Genomic DNA, 15,996 nt, shown 5'->3' with positions numbered 1-15,996 from the left:
CCCCGACCAGTCGCGGGCGTCCAGTGGGACCGCGCTATCGTTCTTCGCGAGCAAGCTTTGCTCCTACAGCGATGGGGCCAGCTTATTCACCACCAATCCCCCGGCCCATCACCCACCTTTATCCACCATGACTTCCCCGCACACCCGGTGCATGTTGATCCCTCAATCGGAGGGATTCGCCATGCTCAACGCACTCAAACAGATCAACTCAACCTCGGCGTTCAACCGCTGGGCCGGCATTGAAGTCACCCACGCCATCAGCGGCGAAGCGGACCTGTCCATGGCCTTTCGCGAGGCTGACATGGCGCAATATGCCGGGTTCCTGCACGCGGGGCTGATCGGCGCACTGCTGGACACGGCCTGCGGTTTTGCCGCCGGGACAGTGGCCGGCAACGTGTTGGCTTCGCACTTTTCAGTCAATTGCCTGGCGCCCGCCGTCGGTGAAGTGTTCATCGCCAAGGGCCGGGTGGTGAAGGCCGGGAAGAAGCAGGTGTTCGCCCGCGCCGAGCTGTTTGCGCAGACGGGCGATCAGTCGAAGCTGGTGGCGACCGGTGACGCGATTCTGGTGCCGGTCGAAAGCCGCTGAGGGTCTAGGCTGTCTTGAACCCATTCAAGAACAGTCGGAGGTTGTCATGCAGCTCGAAGGTTCCTGCCATTGCGGCGCGGTGTCGTTCAGTCTGGCCAGCGCCCACCCCTACCCTTATCAGCGTTGCTACTGCTCGATCTGCCGCAAAACCCAGGGTGGCGGCGGTTTTGCGATCAACATCAGTGGCGATGCGGGCAGTCTGAAAGTCAGTGGGCGCAAGCACATCGCGATCTACCACGCGCGGCTCAAGGATGAAGGCGACAAACGTGCGCACCGCAGCACGGCTGAACGACATTTCTGTTCGGTGTGCGGCTCGGGGTTATGGCTGTTCAGCCCTGAATGGCCGGAGCTGATCCATCCGTTTGCCTCGGCCATCGACACTGCGTTGCCGGTGCCACCGGAGCACACGCATTTGATGCTGAGTTCGAAAGCGCCGTGGGTGGAAGTCCAGGTTCAGTCCAAAGACAAGCAATTTGACGTCTACCCCGAAGAATCCATCGCCCAATGGCATGAGCGGCTGGGTTTGGGCCGCTGAAAGAAAATCGATTTTTTTGCGCACGACAGTTCCCCTTTGCATTTTTCGTTCGGTTAACCCTGCAGACGCATTCAATTACCGATCGATTCGATACAAAGGGACCGCCATGCCGCACCACCTCGCCGCGCGTTTTCGTTTTGCCTTGTGCCCCTTGGCCCTGGCCCTTCCGGCCGCTTTGCTGAGCCTTGCTCCCGCCGCCCATGCCGAAGAAAAAGGCGCAGCCAAGGGCGAAGCACTGCAACTGGACGCCACCAACATCGCCGGCCAGGCCTTGGGCGCGACCACCGAGGACACGCATTCGTACACCACCGGCTCGACGTCGTCGGCCACCGGCCTGCCGTTGTCGATTCGCGAAACCCCGCAATCGGTCACGGTGATCACTCGTCAGCAAATGGACGACCGCGGCGTGCAGAGCGTTGGCGATGCCTTACGCAACACCCCCGGCATCTCGACGCAGAAGTACGACAGCGACCGCACCGAGTTTTCCGCTCGCGGCTTTGCCATCACCAACTTCCAGTACGACGGGGTCAACCAGCCCTACGACGGCGTATACGGTGAAAACCCCAACAACAGCGACGACTCGGCCAGCCTCGACCGCATCGAAGTGATCAAAGGCGCGACCGGCCTGATGACCGGTTCGGGCGATCCGTCCGCCACCGTCAACCTGATCCGCAAGAAGCCGACCAAGGAGTTCAAGGCCTCGGTCAGCGGCACCGTTGGCTCGTGGGATGCCTACCGCAGCACCGGCGATATTTCCGGTTCGCTGAATGATTCGGGCAGCGTGCGCGGGCGTTTTGTCGGCTCGTATTCGGACAAGAATTCCTACCAGGACCATTACAGCCATAAGAAAGACCTGTATTACGGCATTCTCGAAGCCGACCTGACCCCTGATACCTTGCTGACCTTCGGCATCGACAAATCCAGCGCCACCCCGCGCGGCAGTTCCTGGACCGGTAACCCGACGTATTTCTCTGATGGCGGGCGTACCGACTTCCCGCGTCACTTCAACCCGGCTGCCGACTGGAGCCGTCGCGATTTCGACGAAACCACTTACTTCGCCTCGCTCGAGCAAGCCCTGGCCAATGACTGGAAACTCAAGGTCAGCCTCGACCAGAGAACCACCGACCACGACACCCAACTGGCCTCGGCCAGCGGTGGCAACCCGGACCGCGCCACTGGCGAAGGCATGTTTATGTACTGGGGTCGCTGGGAAGGTCATCGGGTGCAGAACACCGCTGACGTGAACGTCTCCGGGCCGTTCAGCCTGGGTGGTCGCGAGCACGAACTGGTGGCCGGCGTCATGACGTCCCACTCGCGCCAGACCGGTTCGACCTACGACACCAGCGCTTTCTCCGAAGTACCGGGGAGCATCTACGACTGGAACGGTCACCTGCCGAAACAGGAGTTCCCGAAGAACGGCAAATACGAACGCACCCAGAGCCAGAACGGTATTTACCTGGCCACGCGCCTGCGTCCGACCGACGACCTGTCGGTGATCCTCGGCAGCCGCCTGAGCACCTTCAAGTACAACGAAGATTACGGCTACAACCCCGGCGCCGGCCTGGACGACACCCACACCAGCTACAAGGAACACGGCGTGGTCACGCCTTACGCGGGTGTGATCTATGACCTGAACGATGTGTACTCGATTTACGCCAGCTACACCTCGATCTACCAGCCGCAAACCTACAAGGACAGCAACGGTACGACCCTGGCCCCGGTCGAGGGCGACAGCTATGAAACCGGGCTGAAAGCGGCGTACCTGGATGGCAAACTGAACGCCAGCCTGGCCTTGTTCCGCATCGAGCAGGACGGCGTCGCGGAATCGATCGGCACCAACGCCATCACCAACGAAGGCATTTACAAAGCCGTCGACGGCACCAAGACCCAAGGTATCGAGCTGGAACTGGCCGGCGAACTGGCAGAGGGCTGGAACTTGATGGCCGGCTACACCTACGCCCGCACCCGCGACGCCGATGAACAGAGGATCTTCGGTTACCCGCTGTCCACCAGCAAACCGGAACATGTGGTGCGCACCTTCACCACCTACCGCCTGCCCGGCGCGCTGGACAAAGTCACCGTCGGTGGCGGCATCAGCTGGCAGAGCGCGTTCTACGGCAAGATCTACAGCCCGACCGTGGGCGACTACACCCAGATCAAACAGGGCGGCTACACCCTTGTGGACCTGATGACGCGCTATCAGTACAACGAGCATTTGAGCTTCACGGCCAATGCCAACAACGTCTTCGACAAGCGCTACCTGACCGGTTTGGGCAACTTCGATACGACGTTCTATGGCGAGCCGCGGAATTTGACGTTGACCACCAAGTGGGATTTCTAACACCGCAAGGCTGAGCCTGACCCGATCCCTGTAGCAGCTGCCGAGGCACGAGGCTGCGTTCGGCGACGCGGTGTTTCAGGAAGACCGCGTGCTCAGGTTTTACGACTGCTTCGCAGCCGAACGCAGCCTCGTGCCTCGGCAGCTGCTACAAGTCGGACGTAGGCTTCGGCAGCTGCTACAGGGTTTCGGCTGCCGCCGCCCTTCACAGTCTTTGACAGTTTCCCGACAAAGCTCTCAAAGATTGCTCGTCACCCGCCGCCTAGCATGGGCGCATCCAAATTCCCTCGGGTGCTCTCATGTTTCGCTCCATGTGTCTGTCGCTGACTTCGCTGTGCCTGCTCGTTCCCTCCACCTCGGCCTGCGCCGAAGACTGGCGCTACACCCTGCGTGCCGGCGCCGCCAGCGTGCCGCGTTACAGCGGCAGCGACGAACGCACCGTGGCGCCGCTATTGGGCGCCAAGGTTGAGAGTCCTTATGGGATCTTCCTCGACACCGATAAGGGCCTGGGTTGGGCCTTTGACGAAGACGATTTCGGCCTCAGCGTCTACATCGGCGCCAGTGATGTGCGCAAGGACCGCAAGACCGGTTTCAAAGGCTCGGACGAACTCAACGGCATGGGCTCGATCAAGGCGCGGCCGGTCATCGGTCTGGATGGGAAGTACCACATGGGCCCGATCATTCTCGGCGCCAGCTTCGAACATGCGCTGGAAAAGGACGATGACGACCACGACACCGGCTCGGCCTGGAACCGCTTGAAACTGAGCATCAGCGCACCGTTTTACGAGGGTGAATACGGCAGCGTGGTCGGCAGCCTCAACAGTCAGTTCGGCGACAGCAACTACCTGCGCACCTGGTATGGCGTGAGCAACGCGCAGGCGTCGCGCAGTCAGTTCCGGGCGCATGACACCCATGGCGGGCTGGTCAGTCGCGGGGCGGACCTGACCTGGTCGTTGCCGATTGATGAGCGCTGGAGTTTTACCACGGTGCTGGCGGTGCAGTATCTGGCGAGCGAGGCGGCGGACAGCCCGATTGTCGAGCGGCGGCTGCAGACATCGGTGGCGGGACAGGTGGTTTATGCCTTCTAAGATCGTTCCCACGCTCTGCGTGGGAATGCCTCAAGGGACGCTCCGCGTTCCAAGGGGACGCAGAGCGTCCCGGGCTGCATTCCCACGCAGAGCGTGGGAACGATCATGCGACTAATCCAAATGCGCCCAAGTCATGCGAAACGATGCTCCACCCCACGGCGAATCCGCCACTTCCACCTGCCCGCCATGGGACTGCGAAACCCGCCGCACCAACGCCAGGCCCAAGCCAAAACCGCCGGTGCGCCGGTCCCGACTGGCATCCAGCCGCGAGAACGGTTCGAAGATTTTCTCCCGCCCGTCCAACGGCACGCCCGGACCGTCATCGTTGACCTGCACTTCGTAGCGATCATCGTTGCGCACCAACGACACCTCGACACGCCCGTCAGCGTAGCGAATGGCATTGCGCAGCAGGTTGATCACCGCCCGGGCCATGAAGCGCGGCTCGATGCGCACCTCATCGATCTGGCACTCGACAATCAGCAGTTGCACCCCCGCCGCCTCCGCCTCCAGCGCGACACTGCCGACCACGCTGTCGAGCCAGCTGCTGGCCTGGATGTTCTCGCGATTGATCACCGTGGCGCCACGCTCAAGGCTGGCGTAGGTCAGCAGTTCGGAAACCATTTCTTCCAGTTCACCAAGATCGGCGTACATGTCGGCGATCAATTCGCGGTTCTGGGTTGGATCGGGTTGCTGCTTGAGCTGATCGAGTTCGAACGACAACCGCGCTATCGGCGTGCGTAATTCATGGGACACGGCGTTGGTCAGCTCACGCTGATTGGCGATAAGCCCTTCGATGCGCGCGGCCATCAGGTTGAAGTGCTCAGCCAGGTCGCGGATGTTCGAGCGCTTGGACAGCTGAATCCGCGACGACAGATCGTTATCGCCGAACCGCTCGGCGGCCAGGCGCAGTTTCTCCAGATCCCGCCAGTGCGGTCGCACCCAAAAGAACAGCACGATGCCGATCAGCACGGCCAGCATCAGGTAGGCCGCCGAGATGTAGAACGGCATCAGGCTCGGCTCGGCCGGCAGCTTGATGCTCAGCAGTTGCGAGCCGCCATCAATGGTGGAAATGAACTGCGTGTACTTCTCGCGAATCACCAGCAAACCATTGGCCAACAGGGCTTTTTCCTGATCATCGAGCGCCAGTTGATCAGCCTCGACCAGCGTCAGCCCCAAGCCGTAATGCGGACGCAACGCCTCCAGTTGCTGCTCGCGCCCCGCCCCTTCCAGCCCACGCAACTGCTCCACCAGCGAATACGCCTGACCGCGCACCGCCTCGCGGTTATAGGCCTGCATCTGATTGTCGAGCAGTGCGTTAAAGGTGTGTTCGACGGTCTGCAACGCCAACACCAGCCCCACGGCCAGCACCAGGTACAACCCCAGAAATAACCGCAGCATTTAAAGCTCCCACGCGAACGGATTGAACAGGTAACCCTTGCCCCACACGGTCTTGATGCACACCGGTTCCCGCGGGTTGTCCTTGAGCTTGGCCCGCAGTTTGCTGATGTAGACGTCGACGCTGCGGTTGAGGCCGTCGAAGGCGATGCCGCGCATGCGGTTGAGGATGTCGTCGCGGGACAGGATCTTGCCGGCAGCGCTCGCCAGCAGCCACAGCAGCTCGAATTCCATGGTGGTCAGCTCGATGCCCTCACCCGCCAGGCGCACTTCGCGGCAGCTGCGGTCGATGCTCAGATGGCCGAACTCCAGGGCGCTACAAACGGCGGTATCCGGCACCTGGCGCCGTTGCAAGGCGCGCAAGCGCGCGAGCAGCACCGGTGGCTTGATCGGTTTGATCACGTAGTCGTCGGCGCCGGATTCCAGGCCGAGGATATGGTCGAGGTCGTCTTCCTTGGCCGTGAGGATGACAATCGGCGTGTCGGACACGCTGCGAATCTCGCGGCACACGTGCAGGCCGCTCTGGCCCGGAAGCATCAGGTCGAGCACGACGACTTTCGGTTTGAATTCAAGAAACGCGCCCAACGCCAGGTCGCCGCGATGCACCGCCCGAACCTCGAAGCCATGTTGGGACAGGAAATGCGCGATCAGCCCGGCGAGCTTCTCGTCATCTTCCACCAGCAATACTTTGCCAAAACCCAGGTTATCCATAACGACCGTGTGCCAACCCTTGTTTGAAGTGGGTGGCATTATGGCGGCAATCGGTGGCAAGACGGAGATGGCAGGCAGCAAAAACCGGCCATGGGGGCCGGTTTTGGGTGATGTTTCATACTCTTAAGAGTTTTTAACAGTTTGTAAGATCATTTAACTACGCGGCGGTCGGGATACCGCTGTGGAAGCGGAATTCCACGTCCGGCGACTCGATCAACTCCTGCTCGGCGGCGCGAACCCGGTCAATCACCTGAGCGATGTCCTTGGCGTCCCCATACTGGTAAGCCAGTTTCAGATAACCCTGAAAATGCCGCGCCTCGCTTTTCAGCAAGCCAAAGTAGAACGTGCCCAGTTCTTCATCCAGATGCGGCACCAGCGCCTCGAAACGTTCGCAACTGCGGGCTTCGATGAACGCGCCGACCACCAGGGTATCCACCAGTTTCACCGGTTCGTGGCTGCGTACCACCTTGCGCAGGCCCGAGGCGTAACGCCCGGCGGAGAGCTGGCGCAGTTCGATCTTGCGCTTTTTCATCAGGCGCATGACTTGTTCGTGGTGCACCAGCTCTTCCCGGGCCAGGCGTGACATCAGGTTGATCAGGTCAACGTGGGAGTGATACTTGGCGATCAGGCTCAACGCCGTGCTGGCGGCCTTGAATTCGCAGTTCTTGTGGTCGATCAGCAAGGTTTCCTGATCGGCCAGCGCGGCCTGGACCCAGCCGTCAGGGGTGCGGCAGCCGAGGAACTCGTGAATTTCGGGAAGGATCATGGGGCTCACGGATAAAAGGTTCAAAACGAAGGGCGCCGATTATACGGGCTTGTCGGCAGACCACCAGTCGCCGCCATTGATATGCATCAAGTCCCGTATTGTCGGGCAGCAACTATAGTTGTCCAACGCAGTGTTTTTTACTTCCTGGAGATCCCGACCATGCAAGCCATCCGCAGCATCCTGGTGGTCATCGAACCCGAACACTCGGAAAGCCTTGCGCTCAAGCGGGCCAAACTGATCGCGGGCGTGACCCAGGCCCACCTGCACTTGCTGGTCTGCGATAAAAAGCATGACCACAGCGCCATGCTGGGCGTGCTCAAGGCTGCGCTGGTGGAGGACGGCTACAGCGTCACCACCGAGCAGGCCTGGAACGAAAGCCTGCATGAAACCATCGTCGACGTGCAGCAAGCCGAAGGCTGTGGGCTGGTAATCAAGCAGCATTTCCCCGACAGCCCACTGAAAAAAGCCCTGCTGACCCCGGCTGACTGGAAGCTGCTGCGCTACTGCCCGACCCCGGTGCTGCTGGTCAAAACCTCCAAGCCGTGGACCGGCGGGGTCATCCTGGCGGCCATCGACGTCGGCAACACCGACGGCGAACACCGCACGCTGCATGCCTGCATTGTCGATCACGGGTATGACATCGCCAGCCTGGCCAAGGCGCAGTTGCACGTGGTCAGCGCCCATCCGTCGCCCATGCTGTCAGCGGCCGACCCGACGTTGCAACTCAGCGAAACCATCGAAGCGCGCTATCGCGAACAGTGCAAAGCGTTTCAGGCCGAGTTCGATATCGACGATGAACACCTGCATATCGAGGAAGGTCCGGCGGATGTTTTGATTCCGTTTATGGTCCATAAGCTTCAGGCGGCAGTGGTCGTGATCGGTACGGTGGCGCGGTCCGGATTGTCCGGGGCGTTGATCGGCAATACGGCGGAGGTGGTGCTGGATGCGGTGGAGAGCGATGTGCTGGTGCTCAAGCCGGATGAGATAATGGATCATCTTGAGGAAGTTGTGACGCGGCATTGAAGAGTGTTGTGCCCGCGAAGCTTTTAGACTTTAGGCGCCAAAGGCGTCCTTGAGGAACCCCGGCGCGATGTAGCGCTGGTAATGCGCTTCTGACAGCAGGAAAAACTCCCGATCAATGGCATCGCGCAGTTCCGGCAGGTTCCAGTCGCGAAACTCCGGCATCAGCACCATCCCGTAGGCCTCCAGATTGTTGATCACCCGTGCCCCGCGAGCGATCAACTGGTAGGCCCAGCAATATTCCGACTGATGCGGCACAAAGCGGATTTTGCGTTGCTCAAGCTGCAAACGCAGGCGCTGCGGGTCGAAAACCTCAAGCTTGCTGGCCATCACCTGGGACAGCAGTTGCTCAAGACGCAGCCACACCGCGCGTTTTTCTTCCTCGTTGTAACCGTTCCAGTTGATCACTTCGTGGTGGAAACGCTTGCAGCCACGGCACACCAGATCACCGTAAACGGTGGAGCAGAGGCCGACGCAGGGGGTCTTGATGGTCTGATTGGGCATAGGTAGGCAAAACACGGGAAAGCAAAACAGGTGGGCATGTTAGCCCTTTGTCTAACATTGATCACCCCTCAAAGTTAAAGGCGAAGGGCCTATTGGACTTTGGTGCCGGCCGCGTTGCGCGCCTACGAGCGCGTGGCTGCGTTGCGGGATTTACCAAGGGAACAACCATTAGCGGCATCCCGCGCCTTGCCTCGCACACGTAGGCACACAACGCGACTCGCCACCAAAGTCCAATAGCCCCTCACTTACCTTTAATTTTTTTTTGCCGTAGAATCAGCCAGCCTTTTAAGGCGCCAATGTCCGTTTGAAGCTGTTTTCAAAGCGTCACGAGCACAGTCGTTCCTTCAGAGCGGAGTTGGCGATGGGTTTTTCCAGCGGGGAAAAGCCCAACGCCAACCCTCATCAGCTCCCCGTTCTGCAGGCGTAAAACTTTGAAAGCAGCTTCTGTAAGGAATTGTCGGTAATTCTGGCTAAGTGGCCCACAACGCCACGCAGCGCATGAGTACGGCAATTTCGGGATGAGCGTCCCGGACACCCATTTGGGACCACTGATGAGGGTAATAACTGTGCTTGAAGCCTACCGCAAACATATCGAAGAGCGTGCAGCACTGGGTATCGTTCCCCAGCCGCTTAACGCCGAACAAACTGCAGGCCTGGTCGAGCTGCTGAAGAATCCCCCGGCTGGCGAAGAAGCTTTCCTCGTTGACCTGATCACCAATCGCATTCCACCTGGCGTGGACGAAGCGGCCTATGTAAAGGCTGGTTTCCTGTCTGCCCTGGCCAAAGGCGAAGCAACTTCCCCTCTGATCGACAAGAAGCGCGCGGTTGAACTGCTCGGCACCATGCAGGGCGGCTACAACATCGTGACCCTGGTTGACCTGCTCGACAGCGCCGAACTGGCCCCAGTCGCTGCCGCTCAACTCAAGCACACCCTGCTGATGTTCGATGCGTTCCACGACGTCGCGGAAAAAGCCAAGAACGGCAACGAACACGCCAAAGGCGTGCTCCAGTCCTGGGCTGACGGCGAGTGGTTCAAGAACCGCCCTGTCCTGGCCGACAAGATCAGCCTGCGCGTGTTCAAGGTCACCGGTGAAACCAACACCGACGACCTGTCCCCTGCCCCGGACGCCTGGTCCCGCCCGGACATCCCGCTGCACGCCCTGGCCATGCTGAAAATGGCCCGTGAAGGCATCGTGCCTGACGCCCAAGGCGTGACTGGCCCGATGAAGCAGATCGAAGAAATGCGCGGTCAAGGCTTCCCGATCGCCTACGTCGGTGACGTGGTCGGTACCGGTTCGTCGCGTAAATCGGCAACCAACTCGGTGCTGTGGTTCTTCGGCGACGACGTTCCTAACGTGCCGAACAAGCGTGCTGGCGGTTTCTGCTTCGGCAGCAAGATCGCTCCAATCTTCTACAACACCATGGAAGATGCCGGCGCACTGCCAATCGAGTTCGACGTGACCAACATGAACATGGGCGACGTGATCGACCTGTACCCGCATGCTGGCAAAGTCTGCAAACACGGCACCGACGAAGTCCTGACCACCTTCGAAATGAAGACTCCGGTGCTGTTGGACGAAGTTCGCGCTGGCGGCCGTATTCCACTGATCATCGGCCGTGGCCTGACCGACAAGGCCCGTGCCGAACTGGGCCTGGGTCCTACCGATCTGTTCAAGCTGCCTGAAGCACCTGTCGACACTGGCAAGGGTTTCACCCTGGCACAGAAAATGGTCGGCAAGGCGTGCGGTCTGCCAGAAGGCAAAGGCGTTCGTCCTGGCACCTACTGCGAACCGAAGATGACCACCGTCGGTTCCCAGGACACCACCGGTCCTATGACCCGTGATGAACTGAAAGACCTGGCGTGCCTGGGCTTCTCGACCGATCTGGTCATGCAGTCCTTCTGCCACACCGCGGCCTATCCAAAGCCGATCGACGTGACCACCCACCACACGCTGCCAGACTTCATCATGACCCGCGGCGGCGTTTCCCTGCGTCCGGGCGACGGCATCATCCACTCGTGGTTGAACCGCATGCTGCTGCCGGACACCGTCGGTACCGGTGGTGACTCCCACACCCGTTTCCCGATGGGCATTTCGTTCCCGGCCGGTTCCGGTCTGGTAGCGTTTGCTGCTGCCACTGGCGTCATGCCGCTGGACATGCCGGAATCGATTCTGGTGCGCTTCAAAGGCAAGATGCAACCGGGCGTTACCCTGCGCGACCTGGTTCACGCCATTCCTTACTTCGCGATCCAGGCTGGCCTGCTGACCGTTGAAAAGAAAGGCAAGAAGAACGCGTTCTCCGGCCGCATTCTGGAAATCGAAGGCCTGGACAACCTGAGCATCGAACAGGCTTTCGAGCTGTCCGACGCCTCGGCTGAACGTTCGGCTGCCGGTTGCACCATCAAGCTGTCGAAAGATTCCATCACCGAGTACCTGAACTCCAACATCACCCTGCTGCGCTGGATGATCGGCGAAGGCTACGGCGATGCACGTACTCTGGAACGTCGCGCTCAAGCGATGGAAGCCTGGGTTGCCAATCCTGAGCTGATGGTTGCCGATGCTGACGCCGAATACGCGGAAATCATCGAAATCGACCTGGCCGACATCAAAGAGCCTGTGCTCTGCGCGCCAAACGATCCGGACGACGCCCGTCTGCTGTCCAGCGTTGCTGGCGAGAAGATCGACGAAGTGTTCATCGGTTCGTGCATGACCAACATCGGTCACTTCCGCGCTGCCGGTAAGCTGCTGGATCAGGTCAAGGGTCAGCTGCCAACCCGTCTGTGGCTGTCGCCGCCGACCAAAATGGACGCTCACCAGTTGACCGAAGAAGGCTACTACGGCATCTACGGCAAGGCTGGCGCTCGCATGGAAATGCCGGGTTGCTCGCTGTGCATGGGTAACCAGGCACGTGTAGAGCCGAACTCGACTGTGGTGTCGACGTCGACCCGTAACTTCCCGAACCGTCTGGGTGACGGCGCGAACGTCTACCTGGCTTCGGCTGAGCTGGCGTCCGTTGCTTCGATCCTGGGTCGCCTGCCGACCGTCGAGGAGTACATGGAATACGCTGGCAAGATCGACAGCATGGCGGCTGATGTCTACCGCTACCTGTCCTTCGACCAGATTGCCGAGTTCCGTGAAGCTGCTGCGAACGCCAACATTCCGGTCGTTCAAGCCTAACGCTGCAACGCAATAGAAAACGCCGCCCATCGCGAGATGAGCGGCGTTTTTTTATGCCGGCGCCAACGCGCACGCCTGTTGCACCGCACCATCAACACTCAGGCCGCTGAGAATGACCTGCTCCAGTTCCTGCACCGGCAACGTCGAGAGCACCGCTTTGGCTTCGTGCTTGAGCCGCGCCAAAATCAGCAATTTATCCTCGGCCCGCACCTGCAAAAAGAAGCCTTCCAGCACTTCGATACTGGTGCCGTCCAGGTCGGGGGATTCTTCCAGGCTGAGAATAATCGTATGCACCGGCGGCTGTGCATGGCGGGCCAGACGCAGCGCACCACCGAGAATGCGTTCCACGTTGGCGAAGAACAGTGCCTCGCTGGGCCGTACGATCAAGACCCCGGGGATTTGCCGGGCGTCCGGGTGACGTTGCACATCGACATAATCGTGACCGCCGCCCATTTGCCCCAACACTTGAATATCCGCCGACGACATCTGCTTGAGCATCAGCACCACGCTGATCACCACCGCCACCAGCAAGCCGTCCAGCACACCCAACACCAACACCGCCGCCACCGCGCAGATCACCAGCACCCGATCGCGGCGCCAGATGAAATAGCGGCCCAGCGGCTGCAGGCTCAAGCCGCGCGCCAAGGCATGAATGACGATGGCCGCCAGCACCGGCTCGGGGGTCAGGGCGATGTAGGGCAACATTGTCATAACGATCAGCAACACCACCAGCGCTGCAACTACGCCGGACAACCGCGAACCGGCACCCGCCGCCTCGTTGGCTGAGGTCGCGGAGTAACCAGCGCCCGCCGGCATGCCATGGAACAGGCCGGACAGCAGGTTCGCCGCGCCGAGGGCCAGCAAGTCGCGGTTCGACGACACGCGGTCGCCATGCTTCAAGGCGAAGGCACTGATCGAGCCGTAGGATTCGGCATACAGGATCATCACCATGGCAAACGCCAACTCCCCCAGGCGCAACCAGTCGGTAAACGGCAACACCGGCAACCGCGGCACTTCGAGGCTCAGGTCGATGACGCCGATCAGGTCCACGCCATAGGCTGGCAGATTCAGCCACTGGCTGGCCGCGATACCGAGCGCCACCACCAGTAAGCCACCCGGCACACGACGAAATCGCGCGCACAGCGCCAACACCAACAACGCCACGGCCGCAACCAACAGGCCGACGCGATTCCACTGCGGCCACTGTTCCAGCAGTTGCGGGACGAAACGGATCAGGTTGCCGTTGCTCAGGTGCACGTCAACGATGCTCGCTACCTGCTTGAGAATGATCGTCAGCGCCAGCCCGAGCGCAAAGCCACGCAGCACCGGTTTGGCGATGAACGAGGTAACGCTGCCGAGTTTCAGCAATCCGGCCAACAGGAAGAATCCACCGGTCACCAGTACCAAACCGATCGCCAACGACAGGCGCAGGGCCGAATCCCCGTTGGCCAGCGTGGCGGTGGCGGCGGCGAGAACGGCGGCAGAGGATGAAGTCGCGGACACGATGGCAAAACGGCTGGTACCCAGCAGCGCGTAGCACAGCAAACCGGCAAATAAGGCGATGACCCCAGCCTGGGGCGGCACCGCGGCGATGCTGGAATAGGCCACGGCCTCCGGCAACAGCAAACCGGCAATCGACAACCCGGCCAACAGGTCCTGCCAACGGTTGGGGGTAGCGGCACGGGGTTGCACCAAAGCGCCTTGAGCACGAGCCATGCAGCGTCTCCAGAGAAAGATCAACAGGCCGTCTACGACGCGTCAATGAAGGCTCTAGGGTAGCTGTTTATCCGGTGGGGTGTATGCGCTGGGTCAGCTGCTTTGCGAGAATCGGGCGTGATCGTTCCCACGCGGAGCGTGGGAACGATCAGTGGCTATCAGGCCGTCAGCGAATAGATCAACGCCGAAATCGCCACCAGGCCCACCGCCGTCACGAAGACGTTGGAGGCCTGACCGCGATAACGTGCCATGGCTGGCACTTTGCGGATCGCGTACATCGGCATCAGGAACAGGATGGCCGCGATGACCGGGCCGCCGAGGGTTTCGATCATGCGGAGGATGCTCGGGTTCCAGGTCGCGACGATCCAGCACACCACCAGCATGAACGCAGCGGTGATGCGGTCCAGGTTTTTAGGTGACGGGCGCGCGCCCGATTTGACGATCAGGCCCTTGAAGCCTTCGCTGGCGCCGATGTAGTGGCCCAGGAACGACTTGGAAATGGCCACGAAGGCAATCAACGGCGCCGCGAAGGCGATGGTCGGGTTGCTGAAGTGGTTGGCCAGGTACGACAGGATCGACAGGTTCTGACTCTTGGCTTCCGCGAGTTGCGCCGGGGATAGGGTCAGCACACAGCTAAAGACAAAGAACAGCACCATGACCACCATCAATAGGTGGGCACGGGACAGGATCTGCGAGCTGCGCTCTTCGGCGTGATCGCCGTAGCGACGCTTCTGGTCCACCGCGAACGCCGAGATGATCGGTGAATGGTTGAACGAGAACACCATCACCGGAATCGCCAGCCATAAGGTGCGCAGCAGTGCCGACGGCTCCGGCAGCGTGGACGCGGTGCTGAGAATGCCGCCGTTCCAGTGCGGAATCAGGAATACCGCGAGAAACAGCAGCGCCACGATAAACGGATAAACCATCAGGCTCATGGCCTTGACGATCATCTGCTCGCCACAGCGCACCACACCCAACAGGCCGAGGATCAGCACGAGCGACAGCACCCATCGGCGTGGCGGCTCAATGTGCATTTGATGCTCAAGGAAACTGCCCACGGTGTTGGTCAGCGCCACACTGTAAATCAACAGGATCGGGAAGATCGCCAGGAAGTACAGCAAGGTGATCATCGCGCCGGCGCTGATGCCGAAGTGTTCTTCCACCACTTCGGTAATGTCCGCGCCTTTGCGGCCGGACAACACGAAACGGGTCAGGCCACGGTGGGCGTAGAACGTCATGGGGAACGCCAGCACTGCCAGGATCATCAACGGCCAGAAGCCGCCCAGGCCCGCGTTGATCGGCAAAAACAACGTACCCGCCCCGATCGCCGTGCCAAACAGGCCGAGCATCCAGGTGGTGTCATGGCGATTCCAGCTTTCGAGGGTCGCTGGTGCCGCCGCTACATAGCGTTCGTCGACGCTATTGGCCTGATCATTCATCCGGTGGGATCTCCGCATTCCGGTCAGTTGCTACCCGGCCAGGACGAGTCGGAAAAATCCGACAGGCAGCGCCCTGGCCGAAACAGGGGCGCGATTGTCCGGGATTAATGAGCAGAAGCAAAGACTTAGCTGAGGAGCGGTTATGCGGATCAGACGGCAAAAGCGCCAGAGCCCGCAGTGGTAGCTACTCACAGGCTCGCTCTTACATCCACCTTGCGTCGGGAATCAATAGATGTTTTAAAAAATCTATTCAATAAAAGACATACGTCATGTATTTTCAATCTCACCTGCTGACCGGCAGCCCCACTCGCGGAGTCTTCCCATGCCACTCGTTCGCATCGACATCAAAAAACACCAGGACCCGACGTTCGCCAAGCGTGTGGGCAAGTTGATCTACGCGGCGATGCACAGCGCCATCGATGTTCCCGAGAACGATAATTTCCAGATCCTCGCCGAACACGATGAAAACCACTTCATCTACGACCCGACCTTCATGGGCATCAACCGCACGGACGGATTGGTGATCATCCAGATCACCCTGATGGAGGGCCGTACGACAGAGAAGAAAAAACTGCTCTACAAGACCATCGCCGAGAGCCTCAATACCGAGTTGGACGTGCGTCTGGAAGATGTGTTTATCAACCTGGTGGAGGTCAAGCGCGAAAACTGGTCGTTCGGCAATGGCATCGGTCAGTTTGCCGTTTAAACGGTCTAACCTTTCA

Annotated in this window: 13 protein-coding genes; 7 read left to right on the top strand and 6 right to left on the bottom strand. The window is 60.3% G+C overall.

The window, feature by feature from the left end; all coding sequences use genetic code 11:
• Positions 1–181 precede the first annotated feature (181 nt).
• The 4 genes from HKK53_RS01750 to HKK53_RS01735 all read left to right on the top strand — a co-directional run bounded on the left by HKK53_RS01750 (position 182) and on the right by HKK53_RS01735 (position 4,547).
• Positions 182–586: a PaaI family thioesterase gene (locus HKK53_RS01750; RefSeq protein ID WP_169369051.1), complete on the top strand. Its 405-nt coding sequence runs from the start codon at positions 182–184 to the stop codon at positions 584–586.
• A 46-nt stretch (positions 587–632) separates the two neighbouring features.
• The gene (locus HKK53_RS01745) at positions 633–1,121 is read left to right on the top strand and encodes a GFA family protein (protein ID WP_169369050.1); all 489 of its coding nucleotides are present in this window, start codon (positions 633–635) and stop codon (positions 1,119–1,121) included.
• Positions 1,122–1,227: 106 nt separating this feature from the next.
• Positions 1,228–3,462, top strand: a complete 2,235-nt coding sequence (locus HKK53_RS01740; RefSeq protein WP_169369049.1) for a TonB-dependent siderophore receptor — start codon at positions 1,228–1,230, stop codon at positions 3,460–3,462.
• A 296-nt stretch (positions 3,463–3,758) separates the two neighbouring features.
• Positions 3,759–4,547, top strand: a complete 789-nt coding sequence (locus HKK53_RS01735; protein ID WP_169369048.1) for a MipA/OmpV family protein — start codon at positions 3,759–3,761, stop codon at positions 4,545–4,547.
• A gap of 111 nt (positions 4,548–4,658) precedes the next feature.
• On the opposite strand, the gene HKK53_RS01730 is transcribed toward HKK53_RS01735, so the two are convergent.
• From HKK53_RS01730 to HKK53_RS01720, 3 genes are all read right to left on the bottom strand, one after another.
• Positions 4,659–5,945, bottom strand: a complete 1,287-nt coding sequence (locus tag HKK53_RS01730) for an ATP-binding protein (RefSeq protein WP_169369047.1) — start codon at positions 5,943–5,945, stop codon at positions 4,659–4,661.
• On the bottom strand, positions 5,946–6,653 hold the full coding sequence (locus HKK53_RS01725; RefSeq protein ID WP_169374156.1) for a winged helix-turn-helix domain-containing protein: 708 nt from the start codon (positions 6,651–6,653) through the stop codon (positions 5,946–5,948).
• Between the two features lie 157 nt (positions 6,654–6,810).
• The gene (locus tag HKK53_RS01720) at positions 6,811–7,419 is read right to left on the bottom strand and encodes a tRNA-(ms[2]io[6]A)-hydroxylase (protein WP_169369046.1); all 609 of its coding nucleotides are present in this window, start codon (positions 7,417–7,419) and stop codon (positions 6,811–6,813) included.
• Between the two features lie 159 nt (positions 7,420–7,578).
• On the opposite strand from HKK53_RS01720, the gene HKK53_RS01715 reads away from it, so the two are divergent.
• Positions 7,579–8,442 (top strand): universal stress protein, encoded by an 864-nt coding sequence (locus HKK53_RS01715; protein WP_169369045.1) that lies wholly within the window; start codon positions 7,579–7,581, stop codon positions 8,440–8,442.
• A gap of 30 nt (positions 8,443–8,472) precedes the next feature.
• Here the strand turns inward: HKK53_RS01715 and HKK53_RS01710 are convergent, their stop codons facing one another.
• On the bottom strand, positions 8,473–8,943 hold the full coding sequence (locus tag HKK53_RS01710; RefSeq protein ID WP_027923350.1) for a DUF1289 domain-containing protein: 471 nt from the start codon (positions 8,941–8,943) through the stop codon (positions 8,473–8,475).
• 566 nt (positions 8,944–9,509) lie between these two features.
• Between HKK53_RS01710 and acnB the strand changes: the two genes are divergently transcribed.
• On the top strand, positions 9,510–12,119 hold the full coding sequence (gene acnB, locus HKK53_RS01705; protein WP_169374155.1) for a bifunctional aconitate hydratase 2/2-methylisocitrate dehydratase: 2,610 nt from the start codon (positions 9,510–9,512) through the stop codon (positions 12,117–12,119).
• A 51-nt stretch (positions 12,120–12,170) separates the two neighbouring features.
• Here the strand turns inward: acnB and HKK53_RS01700 are convergent, their stop codons facing one another.
• Together HKK53_RS01700 and HKK53_RS01695 are read right to left on the bottom strand one after the other, a co-directional pair.
• A complete protein-coding gene (locus tag HKK53_RS01700; protein WP_169369044.1) occupies positions 12,171–13,835 on the bottom strand; it encodes a SulP family inorganic anion transporter in 1,665 nt (554 codons plus the stop codon).
• A gap of 158 nt (positions 13,836–13,993) precedes the next feature.
• Positions 13,994–15,274, bottom strand: coding sequence for a serine/threonine transporter (locus HKK53_RS01695; protein WP_169369043.1), 1,281 nt, complete (start codon positions 15,272–15,274; stop codon positions 13,994–13,996).
• A 322-nt stretch (positions 15,275–15,596) separates the two neighbouring features.
• Between HKK53_RS01695 and HKK53_RS01690 the strand changes: the two genes are divergently transcribed.
• Complete coding sequence (locus tag HKK53_RS01690) at positions 15,597–15,980, top strand: tautomerase family protein (protein WP_169369042.1); 384 nt, start codon at positions 15,597–15,599, stop codon at positions 15,978–15,980.
• The last annotated feature ends 16 nt before the right edge of the window (positions 15,981–15,996 follow it).

It is taken from the genome of Pseudomonas sp. ADAK7 (genome assembly GCF_012935675.1).
In the GTDB taxonomy this organism is placed as follows: domain Bacteria; phylum Pseudomonadota; class Gammaproteobacteria; order Pseudomonadales; family Pseudomonadaceae; genus Aquipseudomonas.
The sequence above is the reverse complement of the archived record's forward strand: the minus strand, read 5'-3'. Positions and strand labels throughout refer to the sequence as shown.

What these genes read in the sequence shown, in the direction of transcription:
- HKK53_RS01735 (WP_169369048.1), top strand. Translation starts at nt 3,759, where the DNA reads ATGTTTCGCTCCATGTGTCTGTCGCTGACTTCGCTGTGCCTGCTCGTT.
- HKK53_RS01750 (WP_169369051.1), top strand. Translation starts at nt 182, where the DNA reads ATGCTCAACGCACTCAAACAGATCAACTCAACCTCGGCGTTCAACCGC.
- HKK53_RS01725 (WP_169374156.1), bottom strand. Translation starts at nt 6,653, where the DNA reads ATGGATAACCTGGGTTTTGGCAAAGTATTGCTGGTGGAAGATGACGAG.
- HKK53_RS01700 (WP_169369044.1), bottom strand. Translation starts at nt 13,835, where the DNA reads ATGGCTCGTGCTCAAGGCGCTTTGGTGCAACCCCGTGCCGCTACCCCC.
- HKK53_RS01720 (WP_169369046.1), bottom strand. Translation starts at nt 7,419, where the DNA reads ATGATCCTTCCCGAAATTCACGAGTTCCTCGGCTGCCGCACCCCTGAC.
- HKK53_RS01695 (WP_169369043.1), bottom strand. Translation starts at nt 15,274, where the DNA reads ATGAATGATCAGGCCAATAGCGTCGACGAACGCTATGTAGCGGCGGCA.
- HKK53_RS01730 (WP_169369047.1), bottom strand. Translation starts at nt 5,945, where the DNA reads ATGCTGCGGTTATTTCTGGGGTTGTACCTGGTGCTGGCCGTGGGGCTG.
- HKK53_RS01715 (WP_169369045.1), top strand. Translation starts at nt 7,579, where the DNA reads ATGCAAGCCATCCGCAGCATCCTGGTGGTCATCGAACCCGAACACTCG.
- HKK53_RS01710 (WP_027923350.1), bottom strand. Translation starts at nt 8,943, where the DNA reads ATGCCCAATCAGACCATCAAGACCCCCTGCGTCGGCCTCTGCTCCACC.
- HKK53_RS01745 (WP_169369050.1), top strand. Translation starts at nt 633, where the DNA reads ATGCAGCTCGAAGGTTCCTGCCATTGCGGCGCGGTGTCGTTCAGTCTG.
- HKK53_RS01740 (WP_169369049.1), top strand. Translation starts at nt 1,228, where the DNA reads ATGCCGCACCACCTCGCCGCGCGTTTTCGTTTTGCCTTGTGCCCCTTG.
- HKK53_RS01690 (WP_169369042.1), top strand. Translation starts at nt 15,597, where the DNA reads ATGCCACTCGTTCGCATCGACATCAAAAAACACCAGGACCCGACGTTC.